This is a genomic window from Pseudoflavonifractor sp. An44, from assembly GCF_002161675.1.
In the GTDB taxonomy this organism is placed as follows: Bacteria; Bacillota; Clostridia; order Oscillospirales; family Oscillospiraceae; genus Enterenecus; species Enterenecus faecium.
Genome location: NZ_NFIH01000012.1, coordinates 1 through 16,148, shown reverse-complemented (window position 1 = coordinate 16,148; position 16,148 = coordinate 1). Strand labels below are relative to the sequence as shown.

Here is a 16,148-nt window from a genome sequence, read left to right as displayed (position 1 = left end):
GAGAATGAATTACGAATTACTGTTGGAAGGCTGGTGTGAGCTGGGCCTGGGACTGCTCCACTCGGGGGCAGAGATCTACCGGGTGGAGGACACCCTCCACCGTCTGGCCCGGGCCTACCACCTCACCTGTGAGGTGTTCGCCATTCCCAACTGTCTCATGGTCTCGGTCACCGACCCGGAGGGCCGGGTCCACACCCGAATGCGCCAGGCCACGGTGTCGGGCACCGACATCGAGGGCATTGAGCGCTACAACGCCCTGTCCCGCCGCCTGTGCGCCAACCCGCCCCAGGACCCCCAGGACTTCCTGCTGGCGGTGCGGCAGACCGCTGCCTCCATCCGCCGTTACCCCGCCCACTACCAGCTGGTGGGCTATTTTGTGGGCTCTCTGTTCTTCTCCCTGTTCTTCTCGGGAGGCTGGCTGGAGTCCCTGGTGGCCGCCCTGTCCGGCCTGCTGTGCGGCATGTGTATGCTGGCCCTCAACCGCACCCGCTCCAACTTCTTCATCAACACCATGGCCAGCGGCTTTGTGCTGGCACTGGTGGTGTATGTGGCCCTGGGGCTGGGACTGCCCATCAACCCCGGCACCGCCGTGGTGGGCTCCATCATGGTGCTGGTGCCCGGCCTGGTGTTCACCAACTTCATGAGCAACCTGCTCACCGGGGACATTGTCTCCGGCCTGTCCACCTTCACCCGGGCGGTGCTCACCGCCGGGGCCATCGCCCTGGGCACCGGCGCCGCCATGGCCCTGTGTCAGAACCTCTTCCCCAACTCCAACCCCCTCACCGCTGTGGCAGTCTACTCCCCCCTGGGGTACTGCTTCTTCGCCTTTATGGGGTGTCTGGGCTTCTGCCTACTCTACAACGTCCGGGGCATAGGCTCCTTTTTGTGCTGCCTGGGCGGCGCTCTGGGGTGGGCGGTGTACCTGCCGGTGATGTGGCTGACGGATAACAACGTGTTTATCTCCAACCTGGCCGCCTCGGTGGGGGTGGCCATCTACGCCGAGATCATGGCCCGGCTGCGCAAATGCCCCACCATCTCCTACCTGGTGGTGTCCTACTTCCCCCTGGTCCCCGGCTTCACCGTGTATCAGGCGGTGGACTACGGCATCCGGGGAGAATCCCAGCTGTTTCTGGAGACCATGATTCGCACCTTCGGCATCTCCGGCTGCATCGCCCTGGGCACCCTGCTGGTGTCCACCGCCGTGCGCATGTACTGTACCCGAAAGGAGAAACCCCATCTATGAGCCGCTACCAAACCGTCCTGTTGGACGCCGATATGACCCTGATGGACTTCCACCGCTCGGAGCAGGAGGCCCTGCGGGAGGTCTTCACCCGCCGGGGCTACGACTTCGGCCCCGAGGAGGAGGCCCTGTACCAGAAGATCAACAACGCCCTGTGGGACGCCTTCGCCCGGGGCGAGATCGACCAGGACTTTCTGGGGGTGGAGCGGTTTGCCGCCTTCATGCGGGTACGGGGCGGGAACCATGACCCCCGGGCCTGGAACTGGGAGTTTATCAACACCGTGGGCAAGGGGGCCTATCTGCTCCCCGGGGCCTGGGAGTTCTGCGAGAAGCTCAACGCCATGGGTCTCACTCTGGCCATTGCCACCAACGGTATGCCGGCGGCCCAGCGGGGCCGCTATGAGGGCACCCACCTCAATACCCTCATCCCCAATCTGTTCATCTCCATGGAGCTGGGGGTGCAAAAGCCCATGCCCGGCTTCTTTGATAAGGTGTGCGACGCCCTGCACATCACCGACCGCTCCACCGTAGTCATGGTGGGGGACGGCCTGGGCAGCGACATTTTAGGGGGCAATCGCTCCGGTATCGACACCATCTGGTATAACCCCCAGAACCAGCCCCTCACCGGACCCGCCCGGCCCACCTACACCGCCGCCTCCTACGACGATATCATCCACATTTTGGAATGACCGAACCCCACATCTTTGACATATTTTTGCCAAACTTAAAACTCTCATAATACTTTGTTACCGCTTTGTAGTTGACCCCCCTGTACCCCCGTGATATCATGAGTTGAGCTTAGCGGAAAACAAGGAGATCTCGGATGATGAGAAAGAAAAACTGTGGATTTTATTATATATTGGCGACCGTCTGTCTGATCTCTCTGCTGTCCGGCTGTGGCCGTTCCACTGCAGAGCATACGGAAGCCCCCACCGCCAGCACGGCGGTCCAGACCCAACGCCCGGCGGCCATCACCGCCGCCTTCCTGGGTGACTCCCGCACCGAGGGTCTCCAGGCCTACAGCGGCCTGAAATACGGCGATTTCTTCTACTCCCGCGGAATGAACGTGTTCCGGGTGGACGATGAAGACTACAAAGTGGTGACCATTGACGGCCAGAAATACACCATTTTGGAGGCTCTGGCCCGAAAGCAGTACCAGAGCGTATACATCATGATGGGCATCAATGAGCTGGGTTATCCCGCGGCCAGCTTCCGCTCGGGGCTGTCCAAGCTGTTGCAGCGGGTCAATGAGATTCAGCCCAATGCCGTCATCTACCTCCAGACCCTGCCCCCGGTGAATGAAGAGGTGGCCCAGAAAAACAAGCTGGACCCCTCTCTGAACAACACCAACGCGGCAACCTTTAACCAGATCATCAAAGAGCTGGCGGCCCAGTACAAGGTGGCGCTCATCGACACCGCCTCCGTGTACCGGGACCAAAACGGCTCCCTGCCCGCAGACCTGGCCTCCGACGGCGTCCACTTTGTCCCCAGCGCCTACCGCCGCTGGGTGGACTACATGGCCAGCCACACCTTGAGCTTCCAGAGCTTTGACGCCAGCCGGAAGTAACCCCCAAAAACCATCAGAGGAAGTGCATCCATTATGAGAAAGAAATTGGCCGTATTGTTCGCCGCCCTGCTGGCGGTCAGCCTGGTGGGTTGCTCCAACAGCGCCCCCAAAACCTCCTCCGGTTACACCGTGGACGACGCCCAGGTGCTGCTGGACGCCGGGGTGTTTGACGGTGAGATGGGCCAGATCGACCTGGACACCGTGGCCATGCTCTACGACATTGACCGGGACACCATTCAGGACGGCGTGAGCTACCTGGCCTCCAACACCTCGGTGAGCGCCGACGAGCTGACCATCCTGGTCCTCACCGACGAAGAGGCCGCCAAAACCGCCGAGACCGCCTGTGAGAAACGGCTGGACCACCAGCTGAAAACCGCCAAGAACTACACCCCCGCCGCTGTACCCCGCCTGGAGGGCGGCGTGATTCGCCGCCAGGGCAACACGGTGCTGCTGGCCGTGGGCGACCCCTCCAAGCTGCCCGGCGTGGTGGACCAGCTGGGGAACTGAGAACAGACAAAAAGGATGCTCGTTTTGGCGAGCATCCTTTTTTCATGTTCAAGTGAATAACGAAGAATGAATCGTGAAGAAGTATGGTGTGCCTGCGGCACGGATTTCAATTTGGGGTGGAGACCGGAGGGCCTGCATTCTTCATTCTTCATTTTTCATTTATCATTCTTCATTCACCTAGTCTGTCCGTCTCCCCGGACGATGTACTTATAGGTGCACAGCTCGCCCAGGCCCATGGGGCCACGGGCGTGGAGGCGCTGGGTGGAGATGCCCATCTCACAGCCCAGGCCGAACTGGCCCCCATCGGTGAATCGGGTGGAGGCGTTCCAGTACACCGAGGAGCTGTCCACCTGGGTGGTGAAGGCCCGGGCGGCGGCCTCGTCGGCGGTGATGATGGCCTCGCTGTGGCCGGTGGAATGGGCGTTGATGTGGTCGATGGCCTCGCTTACGCTGTCCACCACCCCCACCGCCAGGATGTAGTCCAAAAACTCCGTGTCGAAGTCCTGGTCTCCCGCCGGGGTGCCGGGGATGATGGCGGCGGCCCGAGGGTCCAGCCGCAGCTGCACCGGGTTGGCCTGCCGCCCTTTTACCAGTCTGGCATAGACCATGGGCAGGAACTGCTCGGCCACAGCGACGTGCACCAGGCACACCTCACAGGCGTTGCACACGGAGGGCCGGGAGCACTTGGCATTCTCCAAAATGTCCAGGGCCATATTCAAATCCGCCGCTTGGTCCACATACACATGGCAGATGCCGGTGCCCGTCTGGATGACGGGGACGGTGGCCTGCTCCACACAGGCCCGAATGAGCCCCGCTCCGCCCCGGGGAATGAGCAGGTCCACCAGGCCGTTGGCCTGCATCAGTTCCGTGGACGAGGCCCGGGTGGTGTCCTCCACCAGCACCACGCTGTCTCCCGGCAGCCCAGCCTGCTCCAGGCCAGCTTGCAGGGCCGAGACAATGGCGGCGGCGGACTGGTGGGCCTCCTTGCCGCAGCGCAGCACGCAGGCGGACCCGGCCTTGAGGGCCAGGGCGGCGGCGTCCGAGGTGACGTTGGGGCGGCTCTCATAGATGATGGCGATGACCCCCATGGGGCTGGCGGTCTTTTCAATGACCAGGCCGTTGGGCCGCTCTTCCCGGCGCAGCACCTGACCCACCGGGTCGGGCAGCTGGGCCACTTCCCGCATGCCTGTGGCCATGTCCTGAATGCGCTGGGGGGTGAGGAGGAGGCGGTCCAGCATCACCGGGGCGATGGTGCCCTTGGCCCGCTCCATGTCCTGGGCGTTGGCGGCCAGAATGTCCGCCTCATGGGCCTCCAGCTGGTCTGCCATACACAGCAGAGCCTGATTTTTCTCCTCCGTGGTGGCCGCTGCCACCTGTTTTTTGGCCGCCTTGGCGCGGCGCAGCAGTTCCTGGGTGGTCATACGTGTTCCTCCTTTTTGGCACAGAATCGGGTGCCCACCGGCTTCCCCTCCGCCAGATCATACAGCAGCTCCGGGTGCTCGCCGTGGGAGATGACCATGTCGCAGCCCTGCTCCATGACCATCTGGGCCGCCCGCAGCTTGGTGGCCATGCCGCCGGTGCCCAGGGTGGTGCCCGCTCCTCCGGCCAGGGCCAGTATTTCCGGGGAAATATGGTCCACTCGGTCGATGAGTTGGGCATTGGGGTCTTTGTGGGGGTCGGCGGTGTACAGCCCTTGGATATCACTGAGCAGCACCAGCACGTCCGCATGGATGCAGCAGGCCACCACCGCCCCCAAGGTGTCGTTGTCCCCCACCTTGATCTCGGCGGTGGCTACGGTGTCGTTTTCATTGATGACGGGGAGCACCCCCAGCTCCAGCAGCCGCTCCAGGGTATTCTGGAAGTTCTCACGTCGGTCCGGGTGGTCGATGTCCTCCCCGGTGAGGAGGATTTGGGCCACGGTGTGGTTGTACATGGCAAAAAGCCGGTCGTAGGTGTACATCAGCTCACACTGGCCCACCGCCGCGGCGGCCTGCTTGGTGGGCATATCCTGGGGCTTGCCGGGCAGGTTGAGCTTGCCCACCCCCATGCCGATGGCGCCGGAGGAGACCAAAATGGTCTCGTGTCCTGCATTCTTCAAGTCAGACAGCACCTTCACCAGCTGCTCCACATGGCGGATGTTCAACAAACCCGTGGGGTGTGCCAGGGTGGAAGTGCCGATTTTCACCACAATTCTCATAACATGTCCTCTCGCTTTAGTGTGTTAGATTGGAGTTATCATACCACGGGGGGAGAAAAAAAGAAAGCCCCTTTTGAAGGGGCTTTCGGGACTGGTTCGTGGACAACTATGGAATGAAGAATGAATAGTGAATAATGAATAATTATGGTGTGCCGCTGGGGCGGCACGGATTTGGATTTATTGGGCGTAGGGGAGGGGCTTGCCCCTCCCGAATTTCTCAGGGCAACGCCAAGGAATCGGCGGGCCGGGCAAGCCCGGCCCCTACCACTTCTACCGATGTCCACCCAATGCCTCGGGAGGAACAACCAGCCTGGAATGCCTGCATTCTTCATTTTTCATTATTCATTTAATAGCGGCGCACTACCGCCACCACCCGGCCCAGAATGGAGCACCCTTCCCCGTCAATGGGCTGGTACTCCCCGCTGGAGTTCTCCGGGTACAGCCACACGTGGCCATTTTCCCGGCGGAAGGTCTTTACCGTGGCCTCGTCCTCAAAGAGCGCCACCACAATGTCCCCGGGGTTCACCTCCGGCTGCTGGTGCACCACCACCAGATCGCCAGGGAGAATCCCCGCCTCGATCATGGACTCCCCCCGCACCCGCAGGGCAAAGTGTTCCCCCACCCGGCCCCCGGTGTCAAAGGTCAGGTAGTCCTCAATGCACTCCTCGGCCAGAATGGGGCTGCCGGCAGCCACCGAGCCCACCAGAGGCACCTGGTCCCGGCGGTTGTGGCAGCCGTCGGTGATGGTGATGGCCCGGGTCTTCCCCTCCGCCTGGCTGATGAGCCCCGCCTCCCGCAGGCCCTTCAGGTGAAAGTGTACCGTGGAGGGGGATTTGAGCCCCACATGCTGGGCAATCTCCCGCACCGAGGGAGGGTATCCGTTCTCCTGGGCGAAGGACAAAATGTAGTCGTAAATCTCCTGCTGCTTGTGGGTCAATTTACTCATATGGCCCCGCCCCTTTCTCGCTGATTCCGTTATTTTTTTCATTGTACCATGTCCCCGCCACGATGTCAAACATTTGTTCCATTTCGTCCGGTTTCCAGGGATTTCCCCCGGGAGCGGTTGAAATAAGCCGGATGTTTTGCTATAATAAAAGATAATTTTTCTTAAGGAATGGGACCCTATGAAGTATGATCGGTGGAATCTCCGCCCCAGCGGCCCAGCCGGGTCCAGGGCGGAGCTGGAACGGGCAGGGTTACCCCCCTTGTGCGCCGCCGTTTTGTGTGCCCGGGGGGTGGACACCGCCCCAGCGGCCTCGGCCTTTTTGGCCCATGGCCCCAACCTGCTCCACGACCCCTTTCTCCTGCGGGATATGGAGAAGGCCGTGGAGCGCATTTCCCGGGCCATCCGGGAGCAAGAGACCGTCGCCGTCTACGGCGACTACGACGTGGACGGCATCACCGCCACCTGTCTGCTCACTCAGTTTCTCCGCACGCTGGGTGGCCAGGTGGTCAGCTACATCCCAGACCGTACCGAAGAGGGGTACGGCCTGAACAACCACGCCATTGACGCCCTGGCCCGCCAGGGGGTCACCTTGATTGTCACGGTGGACTGCGGCATCACCGCCGCCCAGGAGGTGGAGTACGCCCGGGCCCTGGGGGTGGACGTGGTCATCACCGACCACCACCAGTGCAAAGAGGTCCTGCCCCAGGCCGTGGCGGTGGTGGACCCCCGCCGCCCCGACTGCTCCTACCCCTTCCCCGATCTGGCGGGTGTGGGGGTGGCGTTAAAGCTGGCCCTGGCCCTCACCGCCCCGGCCCAGCGCCCCCAGGTGCTGCTGGACTACGGGGAGCTGGCCGCCATCGGCACAGTGGCGGACGTGATGCTCCTGCAAGGAGAAAACCGGGCCCTGGTCCATTTGGGGCTGGAACGGCTGGCCGACTGCTCCCGCCCCGGCCTCCAGGCCCTGCTGCGGGAGGCGGGCTGCCCCCGGGGACAGGTGCCCACCACCGTCACCATCGGCTATGGCCTGGCCCCCCGCATCAACGCCGCCGGGCGCATGGAGCAGGCGGGCACCGCCCTGGAGCTGCTGCTCACCCAGGACCCCCAGCGGGGGCAGGAGCTGGCCCAGGAGCTGTGCCAGCTCAACCGCCTGCGTCAGGCCATTGAATTGGAGATTTTCCAGCACTGCGACCAGCTGCTGACCCACACCCCAGCCCTGTCCGCCCCGGTGATTGTGCTGGCGGGGGAGGGCTGGCACCAGGGGGTCATCGGCATTGTGGCCTCCCGGCTGGCGGAGAAATACGCCTGCCCCGCCTTTATGATCAGCCTGGACGGGGACAAGGGCAAGGGCTCCTGCCGCTCCTTCGGCGGCTTCAACCTGTTCGGCGCTCTGGAGCGCTGCGCCCCTCTGCTGGACAGCTACGGCGGCCACGAGTTGGCCGCGGGCTTTTCCATCCGGCGGAACAACATCCCCGCCTTCCGCGCTGCCCTGTGTCAGCTGGTGGAGGAGTTTGCCGGACACCAGCCCATGGAGTCCTCCCTGGACGTGGACTGTGAGATTCCCCACTGTTCCCTGCTGTCCACCCAGGACGTAGAGTCTCTGTCCCTGCTGGAGCCCTTCGGCTCGGGCAACCCCAAGCCGGTGTTTCTGCTGCGCTCGGTGTGTGTACTCTCCCACACGGATGTGGGGGGCGGCCGCCACCTGAAATTGAGGCTGCGCCGGGACGGGGTGGCCATGGACGCCATCTTCTTTTCCGCCAACACCGCCGCCTGCGGCATTGAAAACGGCCAGCGGCTGGATATTGCCTTTACGTTACAGATCAATCAGTTCCGGGGCAACCGCACGGTGCAATTGCAGCTGTGCGACCTGCGCCCCGCCCCCACCCGCTCCCAGCTGGAGCGCTCCCTGTTCCGTCGGCTCCAGGCCGGGGAGACCCTGTCCCCCTGGGAGGCGTCTCTGATGCTCCCCCAGCGCCGGGACTTTGCCCACCTGTGGCGGTATTTGGAGCAGCTGTGCGCCGCCGGGCCCGCCCAGGCCCCCATGGACCAGCTGCTGCGCCAAGTCACCCGCAGCTTTTCCGGCCACCGCTCCTACGGCAAGGCCCTGGTGTGCCTGCACGTGATGGATGAGCGGGGGCTCATCCAGGTGGCGGTGCAAAACCAGCAGGCCACGGTGCGGCTGTGCCGCCCCCGGGAGAAGGTGGACTTGGAGCAGGCGGGCATGATGCGCCAGCTCCGCCACGATTTGGGATAAATCCGCCCCCATTTTCTGTATATTCCCCATGTTATGGTATGACCCTGGACCAGATTGGTCCAGACTATGGAGAGAGAGTTTTGTGTGGGCCCGGCCCACGCCCGTGTCCGTTGCCCGGACGCCCGAGGAGGTATGACCATGGAATCCATCGAAACACGCTACCAGGCTCTGGAGCAACAGGTGCTTCAGCGCAACCCCAACGCCGATGTGAAGCGGCTGCGCACTGCCTTTGACTACGCCAACGCCCACCACGGCACCCAGCTGCGCAAGAGCGGAGAGCCCTACATCACCCACCCCCTGGCGGTGGCGGAGATTGTCAACGAGCTGGACCTGGATTTGGACTCCATCATCGCCGCCCTGCTCCACGACTGCATTGAGGACACCGACGCCTCCCACGACGACATTGCCAAACTCTTTGGCTCCACGGTGGCGGACCTGGTGGAGGGGGTCACCAAGCTGACCCGGATGCAGTACACCTCCAAGGAAGAGGAGCAGATGGAGAACCTGCGCAAGATGTTCATGGCCATGGCCCAGGACGTGCGGGTCATCCTCATCAAGCTGTGCGACCGCCTGCACAACATGCGCACCCTCCAGTACCAGTCGGAGAAGAAGCAGCGGGAGAAGGCTCTGGAGACCATGGAGATCTACGCCCCCATCGCCCACCGCTTAGGTATGCAGCGCATCAAGTGGGAGCTGGAGGACATCTCCCTGCGCTACCTGGACCCCATCGGCTATGAGGAAGTGGAGCAGGAGCTGGAGAGCATCACCACCCGCAACGCCCAGTTCTTCTCCAACATCCAGCAGCAGCTGGAGGAGCGGCTGGCCGCCGACGGCATCCAGTGCAAGGTGTACGGCCGGGTCAAGCACATCTACTCCCTGTACCGGAAGATGTACACACAGAACAAAAATTTCAAGGAAATTTTTGATTTATATGCCTTCCGCGTCATTGTCCCAGACATCCCCAGCTGCTATAATGTGCTGGGCTCCATCCACGACATGTATAACCCGGTGCTGGGCCGGTTCAAAGACTACATCGGCACCCCCAAGCCCAACGGCTATCAGTCCCTGCACACCACCGTCATTGGCCGGGACGGCATCCCCTTCGAGGTGCAAATCCGCACCTGGGAGATGCACCAGACCGCCGAGTACGGCGTGGCCGCCCACTGGAAGTACAAGCAGGGGCTGGCCAACGACAAGCTGGGCAGTGAGAAGGAGTTTGAGTGGGTGCGCAAACTGCTGGAGAGCCAGCAGGACACCGACGCCGAGGAATTTGTCAGCACCTTGAAGGTGGATATGTTCGCCGACGAGGTGTTCGTGTTCACCCCCAACGGAGACGTGAAGAGCCTGCCCGCCGGGGCCACCCCCATCGACTTTGCCTACTCCATCCACTCCGCCGTGGGCAACTCCATGACGGGCGCCCGGGTCAATGGGCGCATTGTCACCTATGACACCCCCCTGAAAAACGGGGACATTGTGGAGATCATCACCTCCAAGGCCGCCCGAGGCCCCAGCCGGGACTGGATGAAAATCTGTAAGTCCAACGAGGCGCGAAACAAAATCCGCCAGTGGTTCAAAAAGGAGCGCCGGGAGGAGAACATCGCCACCGGACGGGCCGCCTTTGAGACCGAGCTGAAGCACATGGGCCTGACCATGGCCTCCATCACCACCACCCCCGAGGTCACCGACGCTCTGCTGCGGCGGCTGCGCTACGGGTCCCTGGATGAGGTATACGCCGCCATCGGCTACGGCGGCATGTCCGCCCAGAAGGCGGTGGCCCGCATCAAGGAGGAGTTGCAGCGCATCATTCGGGACGACCAGCACAAGGCGGAGCAGAAGGTGCTCCAGGCCTCTCTGGCCAAGGGAGACACCATCTTCCCCGCCGCGGCCAAGGTGTCCACTCCCACGGGCCAAAAGCCCCGCCACTCCTCCAGCGGCATTCTGGTGGAGGGGCTGGACAACTGCACCGTCAAGTTCTCCAAGTGCTGCACCCCCGTCCCTGGAGACCCGGTGGTGGGCTTCATCACCCGGGGCTATGGCGTGTCCATCCACCGCAAAGACTGCCCCAACGCCGACCCCCTGCGCCGCAAGCCGGAGGAGGCAGGCCGCTGGGTGGCCGTGTCCTGGGTGGAGGGCGATCAGATCAACTACCGCACCTCCCTGGAGATCTCCGCCAAGGACCGGGACGGCCTGGCCCTGGACGTGGCCATGGCCCTGTCCACTCAGAAGGTGAAGGTGAACAACCTCTCCGCCCGCTCCCAGCCCGACGGCTACGCCACCATCTTCCTGGAGCTGTCGGTGAAGGACCGCAACGAGCTCACCGGAGTCATCAATAAGCTGTCCCAGATTCAGGGCGTGTTCTTAGTACAGAGAGCAAAGGGATAAAATAATGAAGAACGAAGAATGAAAAATGAAGAATGCAGGCCCTCCGGTCTGGTCGTTTCTCCCAGGTCATTGGGTGGACATCGGTAGAGGGGGTAGGGGCCGGGCTTGCCCGGCCCGCCGGTTCCCTGGCGCTGCCCTGGGAAATTCGGGAGGGGCAAGCCCCTCCCCTACGCCCTGCCAATAAAATCCGTGCCGCCATGCGGCACACCATAATTATTCATTCTTCATTATTCACTATTCATTTATTTCCTCCATCGCATTGATTTGAAATATATAGTAAGGAGTCCTATTCCCATGGAAACCTGTTCCTTCCAGCCCCTGCTCTTCGGCGGGGACATCAACGTATACAGCGTGGCCCGGGCCTTCCACGAGGCCTATGGGGTGAAGAGCATTGCCTTTGGCAAGTTCGCCGCCACCTTCCCCTGCGCCTTCTCCTCCATCATCGACTACCGCCCCTGTCTGGAGAATGAAGACGCCGACGCCTTTTTGAAAAACGTCACCGACGTGGCCCGGGAAGTACACCCCAAGACGGTGCTGGTCATCGGCTGCGGCGACAGCTATGTGAAGCTGGCCGCCCACCTGAAAGACAAGTTCCCCGAAAACGTCAAGTGCAACTACATCTCCGGGGAGATGCTGGACCAGCTCACCGACAAAGAGCAGTTCTACGCCCTGTGTGACCGCTACGGCATCGACCACCCCACCACCTTTGTCTACTCCAAAGAGATGGGCCACGACTTTAAGCCCCCCTTCGGCGCCCCCTACATCGCCAAGCCCGCCGACGGCGTGGCCTACTGGGCCACCGGACACCGGGAGCTGAAGAAGGTGTACCTGTGCGACACCTGGGAGGACCTGCTGGCCGCCCTGGACGAGGTGTACGCCGCCGGGTATCCGGGCAAAATGATTCTCCAGGAGTTCATTCCCGGGGACGACACCTACATGCGGGTACTGACCAACTACTCCGACCAGCACGGCAAGGTCAAGCTCATGTGCCTGGGCCACGTGCTGCTGGAGGAGCACTCCCCCCACGGCATCGGCAACCATGCCGTCATCATCACCGAGCACCAGCAGGAGCTGTGCGACAAGATTCGGGGGATGCTGGAGGACCTGGGGTACGTGGGCTTCTCCAACTTCGACATCAAGTACGACCAGCGGGACGGCAAGTACAAGGCCTTTGAGATCAACTGCCGCCAGGGCCGCTCCAACTACTATGTCACCGGGTCGGGGCACAACATCGCCACCTACCTGGTGGGGGATCTCATCGAGGGCAAGGACCTGCCCCTCACCGTGGTGAAAAACCAGAGCCTGTGGCGGATGATTCCCCGGGTTCTGGCCTACGAGTTCATCCCCAAGAACTATCACCCCCAGATGAAGGCCCTCATCCGGGCCGGGGCCGACCACCACTCCATGGAGTACCGCCCCGACTACACTCTGGGCCGAGTCCTGCGGGTGTGGAAAAACCACATCGGCAACATCCACCGCTTCCGCCAGTACTGCAAAAAGCCCCAGAACTAAGGGAGATTCCAAATATGACTGAACAAAAGCTGGGCATTTTGGGGGGCATGGGCCCCCAGGCCACCCAGGTCTTCTATCAATATGTGCTGGACCGCACCGAGGCCAGCTGTGACCAGGAGCACCTGCCCACTCTCATCCTGTCCGACACCAAAATGCCCGACCGCACCGCCGCCATCCTTTCCGGGCACACCCAAGCCCTGTATGAGCGGCTGCTTCGAGACGCCAAGCTGCTGGAGGACTGCGGCTGCACCGCCATCGCCATCCCCTGCAACACCTCCCACTACTTTGTGGACAAGCTGCAAGGGGAGCTTCACACCCCCATTCTCCACATGATTCGGGAGACCGCCGCCGCCATCTACGCCCAGGGCCGACGCCGTCCCGCCATTCTGGCCACCGACGGCACCATCCAGTCCGGGCTATACCAGGCCGCCTGCGCCCAATACGGGCTGGAGGCTGTGGCCCCGGATGCCGCCATTCAGGCCCTGGTGATGTCCATTATCTACGACGAGATCAAGCAGGGCGAGCGGGGCAGCCGGGAGAAGTTCGCCGCCATCGACAAAGCCATGCGTCAGGCCGGGTGTGACTGCGCCATTCTGGCCTGCACCGAGCTGTCCGTGTTCCGCACCTACCACAACTTGCCCCCCTTCTATGTGGATGCCATGGAGGTGTTGGCGGAGACTGCCGTCACCCGCTGCGGCTACCAGCTGCGCACCATTTAATTTCCCCGTAGGCCAAAAAGCCCTCGGCAGAGTTTCCCCGCCCGCAGGCGGGGAAATCAATTGAAATCACGTATTTTCCCAGGACATGCGCATGGGAAAATACACTTCTCAGCCCGCAAGCGTGCGCGTTTGCGCGTGCGACGCAGCGGGCTGCAACTCTCTCTTGGCAATGCTGGCATTGCCAAGACGATCATCGAGGTGTCTAGATATGAATCTGACCAAATATTCCCTGGGGGAGTACACCTCCCTCCTCACCACCAAAAACCTACTGGCCGCCCCCCTGCCCGCAGGGCTGGACCTGTCCCGCACCGTGGAGCTGGTGTCCTACGACTCCAAAAATGTCGTCCCCGGCACCCTGTTTCTGTGTAAGGGCGCCCACTTCCGCCCCGAGTACCTGCAGCAGGCCGCCGACCGGGGCGCTTTCGCCTATGTCAGTGAGACCCCCTACCCGGAGGTGGACCTGCCCTGCATCCATGTCACCGACATGCGCCAGGTCATCGCCCCCTTTGCGGTGCTGTACTACAATGACCCCTCTCGGCTGCTGAACGTCATCGGCATCACCGGAACCAAGGGCAAGTCCTCCACCACCTACTACCTCAAGTATATCCTGGACGAGTATCTGTCCAGCCGGAAGGTGCGCTGCGGGGTCATCTCCTCCATTGACACCTACGACGGCGTGGAGGAGTTCGAGTCCCACCTCACCACCCCCGAGCCTCTGGAGCTGCAAAAGCACTTCGCCAATGCCCTGGCCTCGGGGCTGGGGTATCTCACCATGGAGGTGTCCTCCCAGGCGCTCAAGTACCACCGCACCCTGGGCACCCGGTTTGCCGCCGCCTGTTTTTTGAACATCGGCACCGACCACATCTCCCCCATCGAGCACCCCGACTTTGAGGACTACTTCCAGTCCAAGCTGAAGATCTTCGCCCAGGCGGAGGTGTCCTGCGTCAACCTGGACTGTGACCACGCCGACCGGGTGGAAGAGGCCGCCCGCCGGGACTGCCGCCGGGTGGTCACCTTCTCCCGCACCAACCCCAAGGCGGACGTGTACGGCTCCCACATCCGCAAGCGGGGCAACGACATTATCTTCCGGGTCACCATCGCCGGGGGCCAGTCCCGGGAGTTCCAGCTGACCATGCCGGGCCTCTTCAACACCGAGAACGCCCTGGCCGCCATCGCCGTGTGCCACGCCCTGGGCATCCCCCAGCAGTGCATCTATGTGGGCCTCATGAAGGCCCGAGTGCCCGGCCGCATGGAGGTGTACACCAACGCCAACGACCACATCACCGCCATTGTGGACTACGCCCACAACCGCATGAGCTTTGAGACCCTGTTCAAGTCCGTGCTGGAGGAGTACCCCGGGCGGCGCATTGTCACCGTGTTCGGCTGTCCCGGCAAAAAGGCCCTGGACCGCCGCCGTGATCTGGGTGAGGTGTCCGGCAAATACTCCGACCTGGTGGTGCTCACTGAGGAGGACTCCGGCGAGGAGGACACCGTGTCCATCTGCCAGGAGATCGCCACCCATGTGGCCGAGCAGGGCTGCGCCTATGAGATTCAGCCCAACCGGGGCGAGGCCATTCGCCAGGCCATTTTGGGCTGCGACAAGCCCACCGTGATTCTCATCACCGGTAAGGGGGCAGAGACCCGGCAGAAGCGGGGCCTGGAGTACATCGACACCCCCTCGGATGTGGATTACTCCAAGACCTTCCTGCAAGAATATGACGTGATTCACGGCCTGGACGGCCTGGAGAAGGTGCGCTCCATCTCCTCCGTCCTCCCCGCCCTCAAGGAGATGGCAGGCCAGACCGTGGTGGTGAAGTACGGCGGCTCCGCCCTGGGCCCCGACGGCGCGGTGGACTCCATCCTCCAGGACGTGGCCACTCTGCAAATGGCGGGCCTGCGGGTGGTGCTGGTCCACGGCGGCGGCAAGAACATCACCGCCCTGCTGGAGCGGCTCAACGTTCCCACCCACTTTGAAAACGGCTACCGGGTCACCGACGACGCCGCCCTGGGGGTGGCGGAGATGGCCCTGTCCGCCCAGGTGAACAAGTCCATTGTCTCCGCCCTGAACGATTTGGACGTGGCGGCGGTGGGTGTGTCCGGCAAGGACGGCCACCTCATCACCGCCCAGTGCAAGAACCCCGCCCTGGGCCGGGTGGGTCAGATCACCCAGGTGGACACCCGCCTGCTGGAGACTCTGCTGGGGGCTGGCTTCCTCCCCGTCATCTCCCCCATCGCCGGGGGCGACGGGGCCGGGTACAACTGCAACGCCGACGACGCCGCCCAGGCCATCGCCGAGGCCCTCCACGCCCACCGTCTGGTGTTCCTCACCGATGTGGGAGGCATCCTCATTGACAGCCACAACACCAAGACCGCCGTGGCCCACATGGACGCCCAGCGGGCCAGAGAGCTCATGGACGCCGGCCTCATCGCCGGGGGCATGGTGCCCAAGGTCCAGGGCTGCCTCCACGCCCTGGAGAGCGGCGTGGGCGAGGTGTCCATCTTGGACGGACACTGTGAGCACGTGCTGCTGCTGGATGTGCTGCACCAGCGGGTGTCCGGCACCATTCTCACGCCCTAAAAGCCAAATAAAAACCGACCGGAGAGGCAGAAATCTTCTGCTTCTCCGGTTTTTTGTTGCTTCCACTACCCGCAGGGCAAACTGAGAGATTGCTCTTCTCCAATTTCTCAGGCGCAGACCAGCGCCCCGCCCGGGGACGCTCCGCTGGGGTCCATTTTGACTGGCCAAAATGGACGAAAAGCCACAAAAGGGGCCCGCCCCTTTTGAAACCCCAATGATTTTATTTTGTTTTGTGCGGTGGGGCCGTAG

Annotated in this window: 12 protein-coding genes; 9 read left to right on the top strand and 3 right to left on the bottom strand. The window is 62.6% G+C overall.

The features are described 5' to 3' along the window. Positions 1-4 precede the first annotated feature (4 nt). From B5F98_RS07035 to B5F98_RS07020, 4 genes are all read left to right on the top strand, one after another. Positions 5-1,243 (top strand): threonine/serine exporter family protein, encoded by a 1,239-nt coding sequence (locus B5F98_RS07035; RefSeq protein WP_158096736.1) that lies wholly within the window; start codon positions 5-7, stop codon positions 1,241-1,243. Continuing rightward, on the top strand, positions 1,240-1,929 hold the full coding sequence (locus tag B5F98_RS07030; protein ID WP_087370828.1) for a YjjG family noncanonical pyrimidine nucleotidase: 690 nt from the start codon (positions 1,240-1,242) through the stop codon (positions 1,927-1,929). Before B5F98_RS07035 ends, B5F98_RS07030 begins: the two co-directional genes overlap by 4 nt. A gap of 134 nt (positions 1,930-2,063) precedes the next feature. Next, on the top strand, positions 2,064-2,807 hold the full coding sequence (locus tag B5F98_RS07025; protein WP_087370826.1) for a GDSL-type esterase/lipase family protein: 744 nt from the start codon (positions 2,064-2,066) through the stop codon (positions 2,805-2,807). A gap of 33 nt (positions 2,808-2,840) precedes the next feature. Further along, positions 2,841-3,314, top strand: coding sequence for a DUF4358 domain-containing protein (locus B5F98_RS07020; protein ID WP_087370823.1), 474 nt, complete (start codon positions 2,841-2,843; stop codon positions 3,312-3,314). A 173-nt stretch (positions 3,315-3,487) separates the two neighbouring features. Here the strand turns inward: B5F98_RS07020 and B5F98_RS07015 are convergent, their stop codons facing one another. From B5F98_RS07015 to lexA, 3 genes are all read right to left on the bottom strand, one after another. Then, positions 3,488-4,735 carry a glutamate-5-semialdehyde dehydrogenase gene (locus tag B5F98_RS07015; RefSeq protein ID WP_087370820.1) on the bottom strand — a complete coding sequence of 416 codons (1,248 nt, stop codon included), beginning with the start codon at positions 4,733-4,735 and terminating at the stop codon, positions 3,488-3,490. Further along, positions 4,732-5,511, bottom strand: a complete 780-nt coding sequence (gene proB / locus B5F98_RS07010; RefSeq protein WP_087370817.1) for a glutamate 5-kinase — start codon at positions 5,509-5,511, stop codon at positions 4,732-4,734. The genes B5F98_RS07015 and proB overlap by 4 nt, the downstream gene beginning before the upstream one ends. 346 nt (positions 5,512-5,857) lie before the next feature. After that, positions 5,858-6,457, bottom strand: coding sequence for a transcriptional repressor LexA (gene lexA, locus B5F98_RS07005; protein ID WP_087230453.1), 600 nt, complete (start codon positions 6,455-6,457; stop codon positions 5,858-5,860). A 178-nt stretch (positions 6,458-6,635) separates the two neighbouring features. On the opposite strand from lexA, the gene recJ reads away from it, so the two are divergent. The 5 genes from recJ to argB all read left to right on the top strand — a co-directional run bounded on the left by recJ (position 6,636) and on the right by argB (position 15,899). Continuing rightward, complete coding sequence (recJ, locus tag B5F98_RS07000; RefSeq protein ID WP_087370814.1) at positions 6,636-8,708, top strand: single-stranded-DNA-specific exonuclease RecJ; 2,073 nt, start codon at positions 6,636-6,638, stop codon at positions 8,706-8,708. A gap of 138 nt (positions 8,709-8,846) precedes the next feature. Continuing rightward, positions 8,847-11,090: a bifunctional (p)ppGpp synthetase/guanosine-3',5'-bis(diphosphate) 3'-pyrophosphohydrolase gene (locus tag B5F98_RS06995; RefSeq protein WP_087370811.1), complete on the top strand. Its 2,244-nt coding sequence runs from the start codon at positions 8,847-8,849 to the stop codon at positions 11,088-11,090. 294 nt (positions 11,091-11,384) lie between these two features. Beyond that, positions 11,385-12,602 (top strand): ATP-grasp domain-containing protein, encoded by a 1,218-nt coding sequence (locus B5F98_RS06990; protein ID WP_087370809.1) that lies wholly within the window; start codon positions 11,385-11,387, stop codon positions 12,600-12,602. 14 nt (positions 12,603-12,616) lie between these two features. After that, positions 12,617-13,321, top strand: coding sequence for an amino acid racemase (locus B5F98_RS06985; RefSeq protein WP_087230465.1), 705 nt, complete (start codon positions 12,617-12,619; stop codon positions 13,319-13,321). 208 nt (positions 13,322-13,529) lie between these two features. After that, positions 13,530-15,899: an acetylglutamate kinase gene (argB, locus tag B5F98_RS06980; protein WP_087370806.1), complete on the top strand. Its 2,370-nt coding sequence runs from the start codon at positions 13,530-13,532 to the stop codon at positions 15,897-15,899. The last annotated feature ends 249 nt before the right edge of the window (positions 15,900-16,148 follow it).